Source organism: Seminibacterium arietis, assembly GCF_042675725.1.
GTDB classification, from domain to species: Bacteria; Pseudomonadota; Gammaproteobacteria; order Enterobacterales; family Pasteurellaceae; genus Seminibacterium; species Seminibacterium arietis.
In genome coordinates, this window is record NZ_JBHTJN010000011.1 from 40141 (window position 1) to 61238 (window position 21098).

Consider the following 21098-nt stretch of genomic DNA (forward strand, 5'->3'; position numbering starts at 1 on the left):
TTCATTACTTTAATTGAGATTATTTTATATCAAGAAAAAAACAAACGGAAAAATAATAAAAATTTCTTTCAAAAGTACCGCACTTTTGCTCAATAATCAGATTGAATGAGAGTTATTATCATCTTAACCGCCAATTTTTATTAACATTTATGTAACTTTTTGAGTTGGATCACAATTTTGCATTTTTCTTCTGCTATTTTATAAAAAAAAGTTATTCGAATTAAAAAAACATGTCAAAATATAAGCACCTTAATATTGATTTCAATTTACTTGAAATTTGTTTTTTTACTTTCATCCTATTGGAGGAATATCGTGCAAACTGTTAATGTCGATATTGCAATTGTTGGTGCTGGCGGCGGTGGATTACGAGCAGCAATTGCAGCAGCAGAAGCAAATCCTAATTTAAAAATCGCATTAGTTTCAAAAGTTTACCCGATGCGTAGCCATACGGTTGCAGCAGAAGGTGGAGCTGCTGCAGTAATTAAAGAAGAAGATTCTTATGAAAAACATTTCCACGATACTGTGGCGGGTGGTGACTGGCTCTGTGAACAAGATGTAGTTGAGTATTTTGTAGAACACTCTCCAGTGGAAATGACTCAGCTTGAGCGTTGGGGCTGTCCTTGGAGTCGTAAGCAAGACGGAGATGTTAACGTTCGTCGTTTTGGTGGCATGAAAATTGAACGCACTTGGTTTGCTGCCGATAAAACAGGTTTTCATCTGCTACATACTCTATTTCAAACATCTATTCAATATCCGCAAATTCAACGTTTTGATGAACATTTTGTACTTGATATTCTTGTAGATGACGGTCATGCACGTGGTATGGTCGCAATGAATATGATGGAAGGCACTCTAGTGCAAATTAATTCAAAGGCAGTTGTTATTGCAACTGGTGGTGGATGTCGTGCATTCCGTTTCAACACGAATGGTGGTATTGTCACAGGTGATGGACTCTCTATGGCTTACCGTCATGGCGTACCATTACGTGATATGGAGTTTGTCCAATACCACCCTACAGGCTTACCGAACACTGGAATTTTAATGACCGAAGGGTGTCGTGGCGAAGGCGGTATTTTAGTGAACAAAGATGGATACCGTTATTTACAAGATTATGGTTTAGGTCCAGAAACTCCTATTGGAAAACCTGAAAATAAATACATGGAATTGGGACCTCGCGATAAAGTATCACAAGCATTTTGGCAAGAATGGCGTAAAGGTAATACATTGAAAACAGCCAAAGGCGTAGATGTAGTACATCTTGATCTACGACATCTAGGTGAAAAATATTTGCATGAACGCTTGCCATTTATTTGTGAATTAGCCCACGCCTACGAGGGAGTCGATCCAGCTAAGTCACCAATCCCTGTCCGTCCAGTAGTACATTATACAATGGGTGGTATTGAAGTAGATTTCAACAGTGAAACTCGCATCAGAGGGCTATTTGCTGTAGGTGAATGTGCCTCTTCAGGTTTACACGGAGCAAACCGCTTAGGCTCCAATTCATTAGCGGAACTAGTAGTATTAGGTCGTGTAGCAGGTGAATACGCCGCACAACGTGCTTTAGAATCCACACCAATCAATCAAACTGCGATTGATTCTCAAGCTAAAGATGTCATTCGTCGCTTAGAAGATTTGTACAATCAAGAAGGGAATGAATCTTGGTCGCAAATTCGTGATGAAATGGGTAACTCCATGGAAGAAGGTTGTGGCATTTATCGTACAGAAGAGAGTATGCAACAAACTGTAGATAAAATTGCAGAATTGAGAGAAAGATACAAACGCATTCGAATAGCAGATCGCTCAAGTGTGTTCAATACTAACGTATTATATACTGTAGAATTAGGTTATATTTTAGATGTCGCTCAATCTATAGCAAATTCAGCTTTAGAACGCAAAGAATCACGTGGTGCTCATCAACGCTTAGACTATACTGAACGCGATGATGTAAATTATTTGAAACATACACTAGCATTTTATACCCCTGAGGGTACTCCTCGTATAGAATACAGTAATGTAAAAATCACTAAATCTCAACCAGCTAAACGTGTTTATGGTGCTGAAGCCGAAGCACAAGAAGCTGCAGCAAAAGCTAAGGAGTAAGTAGATGGTCAACCAAACAGTGATGAAAATCGAAATCTTACGGTACAATCCAGAAGAAGATAAAGAACCTTATCTACGGTCTTATGACGTCCCTTATGACAGTCAAACTTCTTTGCTAGATGCATTAGGCTATATTAAAGATAAACTTGAACCTGAACTTTCCTATCGTTGGTCTTGCCGCATGGCAATTTGTGGTTCTTGTGGGATGATGGTAAATAATAAACCTAAATTGGCTTGTAAAACATTTTTACGTGACTACAGCGGTCATATGAGAATTGAACCTTTAGCTAACTTCCCAATTGAAAGAGATTTAGTTGTGGATCTAAGCCATTTTATTGAAAGTTTAGAAAGTATTAAGCCTTATATTATTGGTAACCAAGCACCTGAACTAGATGGGAAACCACATCCATCAGCAGAATTAGCGAAAAGTCGTACTAAACAAACACCTGCACAATTAGAAAAATATCGCCGATTCTCAATGTGTATCAATTGTGGTCTATGTTATGCTGCTTGTCCGCAGTTTGGTTTAAATCCAGAGTTCGTAGGTCCTGCAGCTCTTACTTTAGCTCACCGTTATAATTTAGATAACCGTGATCATGGTAAAGCTGAACGAATGAAGATTTTAAACGGTAAAAATGGCGTATGGAGTTGTACTTTCGTTGGTTACTGTTCAGAAGTTTGTCCTAAACATGTACAACCCTCTGAGGCAGTCAACCAAGGTAAAATAGAAAGTGCTAAAGACTATGTTTTCGCGATGCTAAAACCGCAAAAATAAGGAGTGTAAAATGACAACAATAGCAAGTAAACGCAAAAAATATGTACGCGAGATGAAAGCCTCTTGGTGGAAAAAGTTGGATTTTTACAAATTTTATGTGTTGCGTGAAAGTACTGCTGTACCAACTATTTGGTTCTGTCTAGAACTATTTTATGGCTTGATTTGTCTGGGGAGTGAAAATAGTTTTCAAACAGATTTCATCGGATTTTTACAAAATCCAATTGTAGTAATTCTCAATATTATCACTCTAGGTGCAGTATTGCTCAACAGTGCTACATTCTTTAATATGGCACCGCAAATGATGAATCTTATCATTAAAAATGAACGTATTGACATAAAGTTGCTATCCCGTATCTTTTGGGGAGTAACATTATTAGTTAGTATCGTTACCCTAATTTTGGTTTTATTATAGGGAGGCAAACATGGATAAACTCAATCCCAAACGTTCAAATGAACCTGCTGTATGGCTCTTATTTGGTGCAGGTGGAGCAATAAGTGCGGTTGCTTTTCCTGTATTAGTATTGATACTAGGCTTTTTATTACCTTTTGGATTAATACAACCTGATAATATTATCGCCTTTGCTCACACTTGGATAGGAAAATTAATTATCCTTGCTTTAGTGATTTTTCCTGCTTGGTGTGGTATTCATCGTATCCATCTAGGATTGCATGATTTTAAAGTACATGTTCCCGCAGGTGGTTGGATTTTCTACGGATTAGCAATGCTTTTCAGTTTGCTGACTGTTTTTGCTGTCTTTAATATTTAAAGTGCGGTCATAAAATCTATTTTATAAGAAAATCTGCTTACTTATTTTAGGCAGATTTTTTTGTAATTTTAACCGCACTTTTCCTGAAAAATAATGAATATAAATACTAATAATAGTTAATAAGCTTATTTTTATTTTTAATATCTTAATGATATATTTATAATTAAGTGAAATTTATGGAGGAAATATGGCAACGATAAAAGATGTCGCGAAAGTGGCAGGCGTATCTACAACGACAGTTTCTCATGTTATTAATAAAACTCGTTTTGTTGCTCCTGAGACAGAAAAACTGGTTTTACAAGCAATCCAAGAGCTTAATTATTCGCCAAGTGCGGTAGCTCGTAGCCTGAAAATCAATACTACAAAATCTATTGGTATGATTGTCACCACTAGTGAAGCTCCTTATTTTGCTGAAATTATCCATGCAGTTGAAGAGCATTGCTATCGCCAAGGTTATTCTCTATTTCTGTGTAACACTCAAAATCACACAGAAAAAATTAAAAATCATTTAAAAATGTTATTAGAAAAACGAGTTGATGGTTTACTAGTGATGTGTTCAGAGTATTCTCAGGATTCTCTCGATTTATTCGCCAATTTAACAGATCTACCAATGGTAGTGATGGATTGGGGACCGAATAATTCATGTACAGATGTAATTCAAGACAATAGTTTTACTGGTGGCTATATTGCTACAAAATATCTTATCGACAATGGGCATAAAAATATTGCGATCATTGCAGGAGAATTGAATAAAACTACTGCAAAAACTCGTTATGATGGATTCGTCAAAGCAATGCAAGAAGCAAATCTCTCAATTAATCCTCAATGGATTATGGAAGGCTTTTTTGAACCTGAAGATGGTTATGAATGCATGAATAAAATTTTGTCTCAAAACAAATTACCAACCGCCGTTTTCTGTTGTAACGACGTAATGGCATTAGGTGCAATTTCGGCAATTAGAGAGAGAGGGTTAGAAGTTCCTGATGATATTTCTATTATCGGCTATGATAATATTCACTCTTCCCGTTTTTATTCTCCACCGCTAACAACTATTCACCAGTCTAAAACTCGATTAGGGGCTCAAGCTCTCAGTTTTTTATTTGATCGTATAAATAATAAAGTAAATAAGAATGATATACGCAAACAGGATATCCTTGAATTTTATCCCGAATTAGTCATTCGTAAATCCGTTAAGAGCTTAAAGTAACAATGTGATAAGGGGCAGAAAACCGCCCCTTACTATATGGAATAATTAAAGAAAGCCTACTATTTAATTATCTCCATTGTTTAAAGCAGTTAATCAAACCATTCGTTGAACTATCATGTGTAGTAACGTTTCCTTCGCTAGCTAATTCTGGCAAAATTCGATTCGCTAACTGTTTACCTAATTCAACTCCCCATTGATCAAAACTAAAAATATTAAAAATAACGCCTTGTACAAAAATCTTATGTTCATACATTGCTATCAATGCACCTAGGCTAAAAGGAGTTATTTTACGCAATAAAATACTATTAGTTGGTTTATTTCCTGTGAATACTTTAAAAGGAACAATGTTTTTAACATCATCTAAATTTTTGCCTGCTTCAATAAATTCTGCTTCTACTTCTGCTTTTGTTTTACCAAACGCCAATGCCTCAGTCTGAGCAAAGAAATTTGATAATAACTTATTATGATGATCTCCTAGAGGATTATGAGTTTGAGCTGTAGCAATAAAATCACAAGGAATTAAAGTAGTACCTTGATGAATTAATTGATAAAATGCATGTTGTCCATTTGTACCAGGCTCCCCCCAAATAATAGGTCCTGTCTGATAATTTACAATCTCTCCATTACGATCTACATATTTACCATTAGATTCCATATTACCTTGTTGGAAATATGCAGCAAAGCGATGTAGATATTGATCGTAAGGCAAAATCGCTTCTGTTTGAGCATCAAGAAAACTAGTATTCCATAACCCAATTAATGCGAGTGTAGTAGGAATATTTTGCTCAATTGAAGTATGTCGAAAATGATTATCCATCGCAAATGCACCAGACAGTAATTGCTCAAAATTTTCAAAACCAATAGAGAGTGCAATAGAAAGCCCAATGGCAGACCAAAGAGAATAACGACCTCCAACCCAGTCCCAAAACTCAAACATGTTTTTAGTGTCAATACCAAATTTTGCCACCTCAGTAGCATTTGTGGATAATGCAACAAAATGCTTCGCTACGGCTGATTCTTCTACCGCACTTTTCAATAACCAATCACGTGCCGAATGAGCATTAGTCATCGTCTCTTGAGTAGTAAACGTTTTTGAAGCAACTAAAACTAGTGTTGTTTCAGGATTCAACTTTTTCAAAGTTTCAGCAATGTGCGTGCCATCAACATTAGAAACAAAATGCATATTCAAGTGATTCTTATACGGACGCAAAGCTTCTGTGACCATATAAGGTCCTAGATCTGAACCTCCAATACCAATATTCACAACATCAGTAATTATTTTACCTGTATAGCCTTTCCATTCTCCTGAGATAACTTGTTCACAAAAAGATTTCATTTTTGCTAATACAGTATTTACTTGAGACATCACATCTTTTCCATCAACGTAAATTGGTTTATTCGTGCGATTGCGAAGTGCGGTGTGTAGCACTGCCCTATTTTCTGTACGATTAATTTTTTCACCAGTAAACATAGCTTCAATAGCTTGTGATAAACCAGACTCTGCTGCTAGTTGATGTAACAATTTCATCGTCTTTGCAGTAATTCTATTTTTAGAATAATCCACTAAAATTTCATCATTAAACGTAAGAGAATAATTAGTAAAACGATCCGCACTTTCAGTAAAAAGTTGTTGAATGCTAATATCTGCAAGCTCTGCTTTATGCTGAAGCAATGCTTGCCAGGCTTGAGTTTTTGTTGGATTAATATTTTTCATGAATTTTCCTTATTTATATCTTAGCTAATATGAAAATTGTAATCATTCTATCAAGCAAATGGTACACTTAATCAATATATTCAGTTAAAACTCGAGGAGTCAGCTTAGTGATCAGCTCATATGTTAATATACCCGTTATCTTAGATAATTCTTCTATTGGCAATTCTTTGCCCCACAGAATAACCTCATCGCCTACTTTTTCTTCACTCTCAGTACCAAGATCTACCGTAAGCATATCCATTGATACTCGCCCCACAATAGGCACAAAACGCCCATTAATATATACAGGTGTACCCGTTGGAATATTGCGAGGATAGCCATCTCCATAACCAATTGCCACTACTCCAATTTTAGTATTTTTATCACTTATCCAAATACCACCATAGCCTACAGGTTCGCCTTTTTTATGATCTCTAATTGCAATCAGTGATGAAGTTAATGTCATCACAGGAATGAGACCTTGTGTATGTGTTGCACTATTATCAGGTAATACACCATACATTATAATACCTGGTCTAATCCAATCTAAATGAGCATTTTCCCAGAATAAGATTCCACCAGAGGCGGCGATACTACGCTCACCTTTTTTATCTTTAGTGACCTGCAAAAATGCTTCTAACTGCTTTTGTGTATAATCACAATCGGTTTCATCAGCACGACTGAAATGACTGATAAAACCAATATCCGATTCTACATTAGGACAATTTTGCAATTGCTGATAAAACTCATCAACTTGCTCTAATGCCACTCCTAAACGATGCATACCCGTGTCGATTTTTAACCAAACTTTAATTTTATTTGGTAATTCAGCTTGTTGAAGTGCAAGTAATTGCTCTTTATTATGCACAACAGTCTGAATGTTATTAACTGCAATAATCGGCAAATACTGTTCTGAAAAAAATCCTTCTAATAATAAAATTGGTTTAGTAATTCCTTGAGATCTTAAACTTAAGGCTTCTTCCAAACGAGCCACACCAAAACAATCTACTAATTTTTCCACCGCACTTGCTACAAACAGTACACCATGTCCATAAGCATTTGCTTTTACCACTGCGATAATTTTACTATGAGGTGCTTTTTGACGAATGACTTGAATATTGTGCTTTAATGCAACAGAACTAATTTTTACTGTCGCTGGTTTAACCATCATAATTTAATAACCTTCAATATATTCTGGCTGCTCTCGTAAATTATCAAAACGAGAATACTGCCCTTGAAACTTCAATCTCACAGCTCCTATAGGTCCGTTTCGTTGCTTACCTATAATAATTTCTGCTATTCCCTTATCTTCTGAATTTTCATTATAAACTTCATCTCGATAAATAAACATAATTAAATCAGCATCTTGTTCAATAGAACCTGATTCTCGTAAATCTGAATTGATCGGTCGTCTATTTTGCCGATTTTCTAATGTACGGTTCAATTGCGAAAGGGCGATAACAGGTACACCCAACTCTTTTGCAAGGGATTTTAAAGAACGAGAAATTTCAGCGATTTCTAACGTGCGATTATCTGTAAAACCAGGTACACGCATTAATTGCAAATAATCTACCATAATTAAACTTAATCCATTATTTTCTCTATAGACTCGTCTTGCCCGAGAACGTAATTCTGTTGGTGTTAGACCTGAAGAATCATCAATAAATAAATTAGGTTTTTGCTTAAATATTCCCAATGTACTTGCTATTTTTGACCAGTCTTGCTCATTTAGCCCTTGTCCTGTTCTAATTTTAGTTTGATCGACACGAGAAAGAGAGGCAATCGTACGCATCATAATTTGTTCTGCAGGCATTTCTAAGCTAAATACTAATACAGGTTTTTCACTCGCTAAAGCGGCATTTTCACATAAATTCATAGCAAATGTAGTTTTACCCATAGAAGGTCGAGCAGCTATGATAATTAAATCTGAAGGTTGAAGTCCTGCTGTTTTTTTATCTAAATCAATAAATCCTGTTGTCACTCCTGTAATTCCATTATGGGTTTTATTCAATGCTAAAGATTCAATTTTATTGACTGTATTTTCTAAAATACTAATTACATTTTGAGGTCCTTCTCCTGAAGCTGTACGTTTTTCTGCAATAGCAAATACTACTCGTTCTGCATCATCTAAAATCGCTTTAATATCTTGTCCTTGAGGATCATAACTAGATTTTGCAATTTTATTACTAGCAGCAATAAGCTCCCGCAAAATCGCCTTTTCTCGCACAATCTCTGCATAAGCAACAACATTTGCTGTACTTGGTGTATTATTAGACAATTCAGCTAAATAAGCGAATCCGCCTACATCATCGGCAATATTTTTATTTCTTAGTGCATTATCTAAAGTCAGCAAATCAACAGGTTGATTTTGTTGCATAAGTGCGGTCATTTCTTGAAAAATAAGACGATGTGCATAAGTATAAAAATCTTCGGCAATGATTCTTTCTGCAACTGCATCCCAATGAATATTACTCAATAAAATACTTCCTAACAAAGCTTGTTCCGCTTCAATTGAATGAGGTGGAATATCAGGTTTATTCATACTCGTAGTATTCTTCTTATTTTGCAGTGAGGAAGATTGATTTGCCATAAATCTAATCCTTTTACGTTTTACATTAAATTTCAGCATTATAACTGAAATCTGTAACTGAGCTAATAAAAAAGCTAACAAGTAAATCAATTAATTTAAATCAATTGAACTAACAATGTGTTCAGTTCAGACTTTTTCATTATAAAAAAGTAAGATACAATCATGGCTTTACGTCTGTTTATTATTTAAGGCTGTTATTATGCAACATGTAATCAAACTCTTTTTTTCTTTTTTGCTATTAGTTTTATCTACTCAAGTTTCATTCGCAGAAACAAAATACGTTACAGAAAATCTTTCAACTTTCCTGCGACGCGGAGCTGGAGATCAATTTAAAATATCTGGGTCAATTCGTGCTGGAGAGGCTGTTACTGTATTAGCACAAAAAGAAAAATACAGTTTGATTCGAGACTCTCGTAACCGTGAAGCTTGGATTTTAACTAACGAATTAACTTCTAGCCCTAGTAGCAAAGAAGAAAATCCAAAATTAAAAGCTAGAATCGAAGATCTCAGCTTAAAACTAAATCAATTAGACAGCGATTGGCAACAACGTACCTCAGAAATGCAACGCCGAACTAAACAAGCTGAAGAACAAAGTGCAAAATTGTTAGAGCAAAATTCTCAACTTAACCGTGAACTAGAGATAACTAAAAATAAAAATCGTGATTTAGAAGCAATGCTAGATGTGGGTAAACGAGAAATTGCAATTCAATGGTTTATCTATGGTGGCATTGTGTTAGGTATTGGGTTAATATTTGGTTTAGTCATTCCATTTATATTACCAAAACGCCGCAATCGAGGCGGGTGGGCATGATTTAAGTATAATCATAAAAAATGACATACTTTTTTAACCAAGTGCGGTCACTTTTATGCAGATTTATTTAGTAGGTGGTGCTGTTCGTGATCAGTTACTCAATCTTAAAGTAAAAGATCGAGATTGGGTTGTGGTAGGCGCCACCCCCAAAGAACTATTATCTCTTGGCTATCAACAAGTGGGAAGAAACTTTCCCGTATTTCTCCATCCCACCACTAAAGAGGAATATGCACTAGCACGTACAGAAAAAAAAACTGGGCATGGCTATACTGGATTTATTTGTGATTTTAGCCCTAACATCACGCTTAAACAGGATTTACAGCGTCGAGATCTCACTATCAATGCAATTGCTCAAACTCAGACAGGTAAATTAATCGATCCCTATGGAGGAATATCTGATTTAAACAACCGCACTTTGCGACATGTATCTTCAGCCTTTAGTGAAGATCCTCTGCGAGTACTAAGAGTCGCTCGGTTTGCTGCTCGCTATCATTATTTAGGGTTTAAAATTGCGACAGAGACCTTGACTCTAATGGTGGAAATTACTTCACAAGGAGAATTAGAACACTTGACTATCGAGCGAATTTGGCTAGAAACAGAAAAAGCTTTGAATGAAAGAAATCCCGAAGTTTACTTTACTGTTTTGCATAAAATTGGTGCATTTTCAGTTTTATTCCCTGAATTTAATCAGCTTTATAGTATTTATACCAAAATTGATAACTTCTCACACAACTTGATGATATTAAAGCAAGCAGTGGCTCTGACAGAAAATACTCAATACAATAAAACAGCTATAAGATTTTCTGCTCTTTGCTATAATTTAGCCTCTGCACTAGCCAAAAATACTGAGTTATCTTGCTGTCACGACTATAAAAAATTAATCATGGATCTAGTGAGCAGAATCTGTATTAGATTAAAATTACCTAACGCTATTAAGGAAATATCTCTACTCTATTGTGAATACAACCACTATATCCACGAAGCTTTTAAACTTACTCCTCAAGATATTTTAACGTTATTTAATAAATTAGATATTTGGAGAAAACCACAGCGTTTTGAGGAGATATTACTTGTTTGTGAAGCTGAATTTAGGGCTAAAATAGGATCTAAAAAATCCTCTTATCTGCAACCTAAATTTTTACTGGAACTTTATCAAACAACATTAAAAATTGATATTTCGCAAATTATTGCTGAAGGATTTGAAAAAGCCGAAATCAAACAGGAATTGAACTGTCGTCGACTAAATATTCTCACTAAAAAACGGTTAACAATATTGCCATACTTTACTAATTAAAATTAACCACGTAAAATATGACCAATTTGTTTAACTTTTCTTTAACTATGAATCGCCTCAAACGTTTTTTTTTGCTCTTATCGATTAGTATTGCACTAGTCGGATGTAGTTTACATATGGAAACACAACGTCCAAGCAATGTTCAATATATTGATAAACATGACCGCACTTGGCAACAGCACTTACACAAAATTAAACAAATTCAATCTTATACAGCTGAAGGAAAAGTTGGCTATATTAGCTCAAAAAAACGTTTTTCAACTCATTTCCGCTGGCAATATAACAATCCGCAGTTTTATACTTTAACTTTATCATCGACTCTAACTGGTGACCAAGTTGTCTTAGAAAAAAATGAAAAAGATATACGTATTACTGATACTCAAGGTCACTACCGCACTGCTGAAAATACAGAAACTTTATTAAAAGAAATAATTGGTATCGCTATTCCGCTTTCTCAATTAACATCATGGTTAAAAGGTCAGCCTAATGAACAAATTGATTATCATGTAGGTAAAAATCATTTATTAGCTGATTTCTTTTACTTTATAGAGAATCAATTATGGACCATAGATTATTTAAAATATTCGACAGGGTCAGTGCCATTGCCAGAAGATATTTTATTAAAGAATGCGGATCAAACGCTAAAAATTAAAGTGGATAGCTGGAAGTACTAATGGAAAATTACCGATTTTCAACCTCACTTTTGCTAACAGCCGAAAAAACAAGGAAAAGTTTCCCTTGCCCAGCCAAGTTAAACTTATTCCTTTACATTAACGGTAGACGTGCCGATGGCTATCACGAGTTGCAAACACTATTCCAATTCTTAGATTTTGGAGATTGGTTACATATCGATTTACGTCACGATAAAATTATTTCCTTGCAAGCCAATATGAGCGACTTAAGAACCGAGCAAAATTTAGTGTATCGAGCTGCTCATTTGCTACAACAAAAAACAAAATGTAATCTTGGTGCGAATATTCATTTAGATAAAATATTACCAGTTGGTGGAGGTCTCGGTGGTGGTTCTTCTAATGCTGCATCTACACTTGTAGCTCTTAATAAATTATGGGATACAAGATTAACAACCCATGAATTAGCTGAATTAGGATTACAACTAGGTGCAGATGTTCCCGTATTTATTCATGGTAAAGCTGCTTTTGCTGAAGGGGTAGGTGAAAAAATCACTTACTGTGAACCTTTAGAAAAATATTATGTAATCTTAAAACCAAATGTATCTATTTCTACTGCGGCTGTGTTCAATGAAGTTAATCTGCCTCGTAATACACCTAAAAGACCCTTTGCTGAACTATTACATGGAAAATATACTAATGATTGTGAACAAATTGTTCGCAGTCACTACCCTGAAGTTGAAGCAGCTAGTCGGTGGTTGCTAAAATATGCACCGACAAGATTGACTGGAACTGGTGCTTGCGTCTTTGCTGAATTTGATAATGAAAATTCTGCACAAGCAGTGTTTCGAGCTAAACCGAAAAATTTGTTTGGTTTTGTTGCAAAAGGCTTAAATATTTCACCGTTACGACAACTGGAAGATTTAGCTTAATAAAATCAATAAATTATTATTAGATCTTATGACATTCTGAGGTTAAATTTAAATGCCTGATATCAAACTTTTTGCTGGTAATGCCACGCCAGAACTCGCAAAGCGAATTTCTGACCGCTTGTATATTTCCCTAGGTGATGCGACTGTAGGTCGTTTCAGCGATGGCGAAATTCAAGTCCAAATCAACGAAAATGTGAGGGGTTGTGATGTATTTATTATCCAATCCACTTGTGCACCAACTAATGATAATTTAATGGAATTAATCGTAATGGTTGATGCTTTACGTAGAGCCTCTGCTGGACGTATTACCGCTGTAATTCCTTATTTTGGCTATGCTCGTCAAGATCGTCGTGTACGTTCTGCTCGTGTACCTATTACAGCTAAAGTCGTCGCTGATTTTTTATCTAGCGTTGGTGTCGATCGAGTATTAACATGTGATCTTCATGCAGAACAAATTCAAGGATTCTTTGATGTTCCTGTTGATAATGTATTTGGAACTCCAGTCCTCATTCATGATATTCTGAAAAAAACCGATATGGAAAAACCAATTGTAGTTTCTCCAGACATTGGTGGTGTAGTTCGTGCAAGAGCGGTAGCAAAATTACTTAATGATACAGATATTGCGATCATTGATAAACGTCGTCCGAAAGCTAATGTAGCCCAAGTTATGCATATTATTGGTGACATTAATGACCGTGATTGTATTTTGGTTGATGATATGATCGATACTGGTGGTACACTTTGCAAAGCGGCGGAAGCATTAAAAAATAATGGAGCTAAACGAATCTTTGCTTATGCAACTCATGCTGTATTTTCTGGTTCAGCCGCTAAGAATCTCGCAAGTGATGTATTAGATGAAATTGTCGTAACAGATACAATTCCACTTTCACCAGAAATAATTGCATTGAATAAAGTACGCGTACTAACTCTATCAGGCATGCTTGCTGAAGCCATTCGTCGCATCAGTAATGAAGAATCTATTTCTGCAATGTTCAGCTAACTTCATACTGTTCTTTATTAGAAAATAACTATCTTTTCTCCGCACTTTTTTTTGAAGTTTCAAATAAAGTGCGGTGGTTTTTTGATAAGAATTCGGATTTACTTTTTAAACACATCTGATATTTCTTCAATATTTCATATAAATCACTGAACATTTTTTAATTTGTTTTGTCTTAGTACACACCTTATACATAAATTAACTACTATTGTTAAACGGAGAGAAAATGAAAACAAAAAAAATCTTATTAACCAGTATTGCCCTTGGACTAAGTTTACTGACAACTTCAGTAACTACTCAAGCTGCATTACCTGCGTTTGTAAGTGAACAACAATTACCAAGTCTATCCCCAATGCTAGAAAAGGTTTTACCTGCTGTTGTATCTATTTCTGTAGAAGGAAAACAAAAATCCCGTTACCAATACAATGACATTCCTGAGGAATTTAAATTTTTCTTTGGACCAGATGCTTTCCAAGATAATGCACCAAATAAATTTAGAGGTCTTGGCTCTGGAGTGATAATTAATGCAGAAAAAGGTTATGTATTAACCAATAATCATGTTATTGACCAAGCTGATAAAATCACTGTAAAACTAGAAGACGGACGTGAATTTTCTGCCAAAGTAGTAGGCAAAGATGAAATGTCTGACGTAGCACTAATCCAACTGAAGAATCCAAAAAATCTAGCAGAAATTAAAATTTCAGACTCTGACAAACTACGAGTTGGAGATTTCACTGTAGCGATTGGAAACCCTTTCGGACTTGGTCAAACAGTAACATCTGGTATTATTTCTGCTTTAGGACGTTCAACAGGTTCTGATATTAATACTTATGAAAATTACATTCAAACCGATGCCGCAGTAAATCGAGGTAATTCAGGTGGTCCACTAATTAATTTAAATGGTGAATTAGTAGGGATTAACACGGCGATTATTTCACCAAGTGGTGGCAATGCAGGAATAGCTTTTGCAATTCCTAGCAATATGGCTACAAGCTTAGTGAAACAAATTTTAGAATTTGGCGAAGTTCGCCGTGGTTTTCTAGGGATCAAAGGAGGAGAATTAGATGCTGATTTAGCTGATGCTTTCGATGTAGAAGCTAAACAAGGAGCGTTTGTCAGTGAAGTTTTACCTAATTCTGCGGCAGAAAAAGCTGGAATAAAAGCAGGTGATATTATTACCGCAATTAATGGTCAAAAACTATCAAGTTTTGCTGAACTACGTGCAAAAATTGCTACAACAGGTGCAAATAAAGAAATAGAGCTAACTTATCTACGTGATGGTAAATCGAAAGATGTTAAAGTTACCTTGCAATCAGACGATCAAAGTCAAACGGGAGCGAACGGAATTTTACCTGAACTCGATGGGGCTGAATTAAGTAACTATAATGAAAAAGATTTGAAAGGTATTGTTATTACTAAAATCAAACCTAAATCTTTAGCAGATCGCCGTGGATTAAAAACTGGTGATATTATCATTGGAGTGAATCGACAAAAAGTTGAGAACCTAGGTCAATTACGTAAATTACTAGAAAACAATCCTTCCGCTGTTGCATTAAACATTTTACGTGATAATTCAAATTTCTATTTAATTATCCAATAACAGAGAGTTAGTCCTCATACCGCTTCTCTACTAAATATATTTTTGTAGGAAGCGGTTTTTTATCAGCAGTCTTAATTTTATAATGACGTTATTTGAGTATCATCGTGAAATTCAATATCTATTTCCTAATCTTAATAAAATAGATCGTCAATATTTTTAAATCTTGCTAGAATGATGCTATTTAATGTGCTAGTAATCGAGTATATTTTATGCGTTGTCCTTTTTGTTATACAGAAGAAACTAAGGTTATCGACAGCCGTTTAGTTTCTGATGGTTTTCAAGTTCGCCGTCGACGCGAGTGCGGTCATTGTAAAGAACGTTTTACTACTTTTGAAAGTGCTGAAATGGTGATTCCTAAAATCATCAAAAGTGATAACAGCAGACAACCTTTTGATGAAAATAAATTACGGCGAGGCATGCTACATGCACTAGAAAAACGCCCTGTGAGTTCAGATGATGTCGAAAAATCTATTAGTTATATTGTTCATCAATTGCAAGCGACTGGAGAACGGGAGGTTTCAAGTAAATTAGTTGGAACACTTGCAATGAACGAGTTAAAAAAATTAGATAAAGTTGCTTACATCCGTTTTGCTTCTATTTATTTAAGTTTTGATGATATTAATGAATTTATTAAAGAAATTGACAAATTAAAGGATTAATGTGACTAAATTTACTAAACAAGATGAAAAATTTATGCAACTTGCATTAGATCTTGCGACTAAAGGGCAATTCACTACTACGCCAAATCCTTCAGTTGGTTGTGTATTAGTAAAAAATAATGAAATTGTTGGACAAGGCTTCCACTTTAAGGCTGGTGAACCCCATGCAGAAGTGATGGCATTAAATCACGCGGGGGAAAATGCGAAAGGTGCCGTAGCTTATGTAACGCTTGAGCCTTGTTCTCATTTTGGTCGGACCCCACCCTGTGCGAGAAGTCTAATTAAAGCTGGTATAACAAAAGTAATTGTAGCAATGCAAGATCCTAATCCACAAGTAGCGGGTAGAGGACTATCAATGCTACAAGCATCTGGCATTGAAAGTGCGGTTGGTTTATTAGAAGAAAAAGCAGAAATCTTAAATAAAGGTTTTTTAAAACGCATGAGAACAGGCAAGCCCTTCGTACAACTCAAATTAGCAATGAGCATTGATGGTAAGACAGCAATGGCAAGTGGTGAAAGCAAGTGGATTACATGCCAAGCAGCCAGAGAGGATGTACAACAAGAACGGGCTAAAGCTTGTGCAATTCTTTCTACTGCACAGACTGTTTTGGCTGATAATCCTTTATTAAATGTACGTTGGGAACAGCTTCCTCATTCTGTTCAACAAGAATATCAAATAGAAAATTTACGTCAGCCTATACGTATCATTTTAGATCGTCAGCATCAAATAAATTCTAACCATCGTTTATTTACTATAGCGTCACCTATATGGTTGATAAGCGACACAACAAGAAACATGACCGCACTTCCTGAATATTGTAAACACATTCAGATTAATATCACTACGAAATCCTATTTAGAAACACTGATGATTGAATTAGGTAAACGCCACATTAATCATCTTTGGGTTGAGGGAGGTGCCACTTTAGCAGGCTCACTAATTAAAGAAAAGTTAGTTGACGAACTAATTGTTTATATTGCTCCAAAGCTACTGGGAAATCAAGCAAAAGGATTATGTGATTTGCCTTATTTAAATAAATTAGCAGATGCACCTTTGTGGACACTAAAATCAATAGAACAAATAGAAGATGACGTTAAACTAATTTACCGTTATAAAACAAAATAAGGAATAAAAATGTTAAAAAAGCTACTACAAGCTGTAATAATTGGTTTAATTACTGCCATAATTATTATTTTTGTTTCGCCTTTTTTCTACAATCAAGCTCCTTTCTTGAAAGATATTTTATCTTATAAAGATGCCGTTAGAATTGCTTCACCTGCTGTAGTTAATGTATATAACCAATCGTTTACTTCTATAAATAATAATTACCAAGCTCAAGTAAATAACTTAGGATCTGGTGTAATTATGTCAAAAGATGGATATATTCTCACTAACAAACATGTTATTCAAAATGCAGATCAAATTGTTGTTGCTTTGCAAGATGGCAAAATTTATGAAGCAACTTTAGTTGGCTCAGATAATTTAACAGATCTTGCTGTATTAAAAATTAAAACAAATAACCTCTCTACTATTCCACAAAATCCAAAACGTGAGGCTCATGTGGGAGATGTTGTTTTAGCTATTGGTAACCCTTACAATTTAGGACAAAGCGTATCACAAGGAATTATCAGTGCGTTAGGACGTAATGCCTTTGGTGATTTTATTGTCCGCCAAAATTTTATTCAAACTGATGCTTCTATTAATCGAGGTAACTCTGGGGGAGCATTAATTAATTCAGCAGGGGAATTAGTTGGGATCAGTACATTAAGTATTGGTAAAAATGCAAATGAAATTGCTGAAGGACTAAATTTCGCTATTCCAATTGAACTCGCCAACCAAGTGATGAAAAAGATAATTCGTGATGGACGAGTTATTCGAGGATTCTTTGGTGTTCAAAGTGACATTTTATTCAGTAATGGACAAGGTGCTATTAGTAATCATCAAAAAGGTGTACTAATTACTAGCGTAATGGATAATGGTCCCGCTGCAAAAGCTGGCATTCGTCCCGGTGATATGATTTTAAAATTTGGTAATACTGAAGCCATATCTCCTGTACAAATGATGGATATTATCAGTAATATTAAGCCTAATACTATTATTGAAGTAGAGATTTCTCGTTTAGGAAAGACTTTAGTTTTACCTGTTACAATTGAAGAATATCCGATCAATTAACATAAAAGATTGACATTTTCTTATTTAAAGCTGAGAGAACGTCAATCTTTAACTAGGGAAGAGTTATTGTGAAGAGCATCACTTCATATTCGCACTGGTTAATAACAATATAACACCTAAGTGCGGTTAATTTCTAAATAATTTGTATTATAAGCTTAATTCGGGTATTTAATTTGTTCCACTATAGCATTTTGTCCATCAAACTCAATTTGCACAATCGTAGAAGGATAAAAGCTAGCTGGATTTTTGCCACATAATTCTGTAACAATTTCGCTCACTAAGGGCAAATGAGAAAGTAGCAACACTGACTGATATTTTTGCTTGAACAATAGGATTAAATAATTTACTACATTACTGCTATTACCGTCAGGCGTAATCCCTTTCCAAATTTCTTGTTTATCTATTAGACTATTTTGGTATATTTCATTAATTTGAAAAAAAGTGTCTTGAGTTCTAACATAGGGACTAACCAATACTTTGTCTAATTCTACATTCATAGACTTTAGCCACTGACCTTGCTCTTTTGCTTGAGTTTTTCCTCTCATTGTTAGATGTCTTTCTTCATCAGATGTCGATCTCGCTTCTGCCTCACCATGACGCATAATAAATATTTTCACTCTATTTTCCTTCAGCTTAAGTAAGTTAATTTTCAACTAATATTAATTTGCTCTCACTACATCAGCAATTTTCTCAGCACAAGTTTGTGCTAAATCGCCATCTTCACATTCTACCATTACACGAATTAAAGGTTCTGTACCTGATTTTCTCAATAAAATCCGACCTTTACCTGCTAATAAATTCTCAACTTCAGCAGAAATTTTTCTTACTTCTTCAGTTTCTAGTGGATTTTTCCCTCCAGAAAAGCGTACATTGATTAATACTTGAGGAAACAACTTAACCGCACTTGCTAGCTCATTAAGAGATAAACTATGCTGAACCATTGCTGCTAGTACAGCAAGAGAAGCAATAATACCGTCACCTGTCGTATTTTTATCTGCAATAATAATATGTCCTGAATTTTCACCACCTAATTTCCAATTATTTTCTTGCATTTTTTCAAGTACATATCGATCTCCTACACTTGCACGAACAAAAGGAATTGCAAGCTGTTTTAAAGCGATCTCAAGGCTCATGTTGCTCATTAATGTCCCAACTACACCGCCCTGTAAATTGCCAGCTCGTAAGGCTTCTCTAGCAATGATAAATAAAATCTGATCACCATCAACTTTATTGCCTTTATGATCTACCATAATCAAGCGATCACCATCACCATCATATGCTAACCCCACATCAGCTTTAGCTTCTAACACTTTATCTTGTAAAGATTTAATATCAGTAGCTCCACATTTTTGATTGATGTTCATACCGTCAGGATCAGTACCTATTTCAATCACATCAGCACCAAGTTCTCGCATTACATTGGGTGCAATATGATATGTTGCTCCATTGGAGCAATCTACTACAATTTTGTAATTTTCAAGACTTAAATGTGATGGAAATGTACTTTTACAAAATTCTATATAACGCCCAGCAGCATCAGTAATACGACTTGCTCTCCCTAACTCAGCTGATTCTACACAATCCATCGGTTGATCTAACATAGCCTCGATAGCTTCCTCAACATCATCAGGTAGTTTTGTTCCTTGCATTGAGAAAAATTTGATCCCATTATCATAATAGGGATTGTGTGAAGCAGAAATAACGATCCCCGCTTCAGCTCTAAAAGTCCGAGTTAAATAGGCTATCGCTGGTGTTGGCATAGGACCCGTAAAAGCAGCTGAAAGCCCTGCTGCAGCTAATCCAGCTTCTAGGGCAGACTCCAACATATAACCTGAAATTCTTGTATCTTTACCAATTATTACTTTGCGAGATCCTTGTGTAGCTAGCACTTTTCCTGCAGCCCAACCAAGTTTTAACACAAAATCAGGTGTAATCGGCGATGTTCCAACTTTGCCGCGAATACCATCTGTTCCAAAATATTTACGTGCTGTCATTTTTGCTTCCTATTAATATTCTTTACTTAAGCTTGTTGGGTTGCTTGCCAAATTTTTAGTACATCAGAAGTTTCTTCTACATCATGTACTCGCACAATTGATGCACCATTCATTACTGCTATTAATGCACCTGCCGCACTCCCAATTGTTCGCTGCTCTATCGGTTTATCTAGGACAGCTCCAATCATTGATTTACGGGAAAGACCAATCAATACGGGATAATGTTTAGCAAATAATGTAGTTTGTTGGAGTAACTTATAATTATGCTGTACGCTTTTACCAAACCCTAATCCTGTATCCCAAATGATATTTTCTTTGCGAATTCCTGCTTGTAAGCAAAGTGCGGTACGTTTTTGCAAAAAATCTAATACTTCCTTCACTACGTCATCGTAATGTGGTGCCATTTGCATAGTACGTGGTTCTCCTTGCATATGCATAATACAAACAGGTAAATCTAATCTCGCCGCAGTTTGCAACGCATTCAATTCACTTAACGCTCGAATATCGTTAATTAAATCCATTCCAACTTTAGCACTTTCCAACATTACTTGAGGCTTAGACGTATCAACTGAAATCCAGCAATCAAAACGCTGACGAATAGCTTCAACTAACGGAACAACACGATCAAGTTCTTGCTCTAATGTGACTTCATCAGCCATTGGTCTTGTCGACTCCCCACCAACATCAATAATCGTTGCTCCAGCTCGTAGCATTTTCTCTACTTGTAATAACGCTTTGTCTAACCGAAAAAACTTTCCACTATCAGAAAAAGAGTCGGGCGTAAAATTTAAAATTCCCATAATTTGGGGCTGGGAAAGATCTAATTCTTTATTGTTTGCATATAATTTCATATTGACTTGTAATTAAAAACGACCGC

Annotated in this window: 20 protein-coding genes; 14 read left to right on the top strand and 6 right to left on the bottom strand. The window is 35.4% G+C overall.

What is annotated here, in order from left to right; translation table 11 throughout:
* Window positions 1–312: 312 nt before the first annotated feature.
* The 5 genes from frdA to purR all read left to right on the top strand — a co-directional run bounded on the left by frdA (window position 313) and on the right by purR (window position 4849).
* Window positions 313–2100, top strand: a complete 1788-nt coding sequence (frdA, locus tag ACFQ02_RS05800) for a fumarate reductase (quinol) flavoprotein subunit (RefSeq protein ID WP_380820461.1) — start codon at window positions 313–315, stop codon at window positions 2098–2100.
* 4 nt (window positions 2101–2104) lie between these two features.
* On the top strand, window positions 2105–2875 hold the full coding sequence (locus ACFQ02_RS05805) for a succinate dehydrogenase/fumarate reductase iron-sulfur subunit (RefSeq protein ID WP_380820464.1): 771 nt from the start codon (window positions 2105–2107) through the stop codon (window positions 2873–2875).
* Window positions 2876–2885: 10 nt separating this feature from the next.
* Entirely contained in the window at window positions 2886–3287 is a 402-nt protein-coding gene (gene frdC / locus ACFQ02_RS05810) for a fumarate reductase subunit FrdC (RefSeq protein WP_380820467.1), read from the top strand.
* 10 nt (window positions 3288–3297) lie between these two features.
* Window positions 3298–3642: a fumarate reductase subunit FrdD gene (frdD, locus tag ACFQ02_RS05815; protein ID WP_380820470.1), complete on the top strand. Its 345-nt coding sequence runs from the start codon at window positions 3298–3300 to the stop codon at window positions 3640–3642.
* A 187-nt stretch (window positions 3643–3829) separates the two neighbouring features.
* Window positions 3830–4849, top strand: coding sequence for an HTH-type transcriptional repressor PurR (purR, locus tag ACFQ02_RS05820; protein ID WP_380820473.1), 1020 nt, complete (start codon window positions 3830–3832; stop codon window positions 4847–4849).
* Between the two features lie 67 nt (window positions 4850–4916).
* Here purR and pgi read toward each other — a convergent pair whose 3' ends face one another.
* From pgi to ACFQ02_RS05835, 3 genes are all read right to left on the bottom strand, one after another.
* The gene (gene pgi / locus ACFQ02_RS05825) at window positions 4917–6563 is read right to left on the bottom strand and encodes a glucose-6-phosphate isomerase (RefSeq protein WP_380820476.1); all 1647 of its coding nucleotides are present in this window, start codon (window positions 6561–6563) and stop codon (window positions 4917–4919) included.
* Window positions 6564–6630: 67 nt separating this feature from the next.
* Window positions 6631–7713, bottom strand: coding sequence for an alanine racemase (alr, locus tag ACFQ02_RS05830; RefSeq protein ID WP_380820479.1), 1083 nt, complete (start codon window positions 7711–7713; stop codon window positions 6631–6633).
* A 3-nt stretch (window positions 7714–7716) separates the two neighbouring features.
* Window positions 7717–9132, bottom strand: a complete 1416-nt coding sequence (locus ACFQ02_RS05835) for a replicative DNA helicase (protein WP_380820481.1) — start codon at window positions 9130–9132, stop codon at window positions 7717–7719.
* A 199-nt stretch (window positions 9133–9331) separates the two neighbouring features.
* Between ACFQ02_RS05835 and ACFQ02_RS05840 the strand changes: the two genes are divergently transcribed.
* The 9 genes from ACFQ02_RS05840 (at window position 9332) to degS (ending at window position 18227) form a co-directional block, all read left to right on the top strand.
* The gene (locus tag ACFQ02_RS05840; protein WP_380820484.1) at window positions 9332–9943 is read left to right on the top strand and encodes a TIGR04211 family SH3 domain-containing protein; all 612 of its coding nucleotides are present in this window, start codon (window positions 9332–9334) and stop codon (window positions 9941–9943) included.
* Window positions 9944–9998: 55 nt separating this feature from the next.
* Window positions 9999–11237: a multifunctional CCA addition/repair protein gene (locus ACFQ02_RS05845; RefSeq protein ID WP_380820489.1), complete on the top strand. Its 1239-nt coding sequence runs from the start codon at window positions 9999–10001 to the stop codon at window positions 11235–11237.
* Between the two features lie 116 nt (window positions 11238–11353).
* Window positions 11354–11911, top strand: coding sequence for a lipoprotein insertase outer membrane protein LolB (lolB, locus tag ACFQ02_RS05850; RefSeq protein ID WP_380820494.1), 558 nt, complete (start codon window positions 11354–11356; stop codon window positions 11909–11911).
* The gene (gene ispE / locus ACFQ02_RS05855; RefSeq protein WP_380820500.1) at window positions 11911–12798 is read left to right on the top strand and encodes a 4-(cytidine 5'-diphospho)-2-C-methyl-D-erythritol kinase; all 888 of its coding nucleotides are present in this window, start codon (window positions 11911–11913) and stop codon (window positions 12796–12798) included. The genes lolB and ispE overlap by 1 nt, the downstream gene beginning before the upstream one ends.
* Window positions 12799–12850: 52 nt before the next feature.
* The gene (locus tag ACFQ02_RS05860; RefSeq protein WP_380820503.1) at window positions 12851–13798 is read left to right on the top strand and encodes a ribose-phosphate pyrophosphokinase; all 948 of its coding nucleotides are present in this window, start codon (window positions 12851–12853) and stop codon (window positions 13796–13798) included.
* Window positions 13799–14021: 223 nt separating this feature from the next.
* Window positions 14022–15395, top strand: a complete 1374-nt coding sequence (locus tag ACFQ02_RS05865) for a Do family serine endopeptidase (RefSeq protein ID WP_380820506.1) — start codon at window positions 14022–14024, stop codon at window positions 15393–15395.
* Between the two features lie 209 nt (window positions 15396–15604).
* Window positions 15605–16054, top strand: coding sequence for a transcriptional regulator NrdR (nrdR, locus tag ACFQ02_RS05870; protein ID WP_380820509.1), 450 nt, complete (start codon window positions 15605–15607; stop codon window positions 16052–16054).
* 34 nt (window positions 16055–16088) lie between these two features.
* Entirely contained in the window at window positions 16089–17180 is a 1092-nt protein-coding gene (ribD, locus tag ACFQ02_RS05875) for a bifunctional diaminohydroxyphosphoribosylaminopyrimidine deaminase/5-amino-6-(5-phosphoribosylamino)uracil reductase RibD (RefSeq protein WP_380821002.1), read from the top strand.
* A gap of 9 nt (window positions 17181–17189) precedes the next feature.
* Entirely contained in the window at window positions 17190–18227 is a 1038-nt protein-coding gene (gene degS / locus ACFQ02_RS05880; RefSeq protein ID WP_380820511.1) for an outer membrane-stress sensor serine endopeptidase DegS, read from the top strand.
* Window positions 18228–18382: 155 nt separating this feature from the next.
* Here the strand turns inward: degS and sixA are convergent, their stop codons facing one another.
* From sixA to folP, 3 genes are read right to left on the bottom strand one after another with little or no spacing between them, the layout of a single operon-like run.
* Window positions 18383–18829: a phosphohistidine phosphatase SixA gene (gene sixA / locus ACFQ02_RS05885; RefSeq protein WP_380821005.1), complete on the bottom strand. Its 447-nt coding sequence runs from the start codon at window positions 18827–18829 to the stop codon at window positions 18383–18385.
* A gap of 57 nt (window positions 18830–18886) precedes the next feature.
* Entirely contained in the window at window positions 18887–20221 is a 1335-nt protein-coding gene (gene glmM / locus ACFQ02_RS05890; RefSeq protein ID WP_380820514.1) for a phosphoglucosamine mutase, read from the bottom strand.
* A gap of 26 nt (window positions 20222–20247) precedes the next feature.
* Window positions 20248–21072 carry a dihydropteroate synthase gene (folP, locus tag ACFQ02_RS05895; protein WP_380820517.1) on the bottom strand — a complete coding sequence of 275 codons (825 nt, stop codon included), beginning with the start codon at window positions 21070–21072 and terminating at the stop codon, window positions 20248–20250.
* Window positions 21073–21098 lie beyond the last annotated feature (26 nt).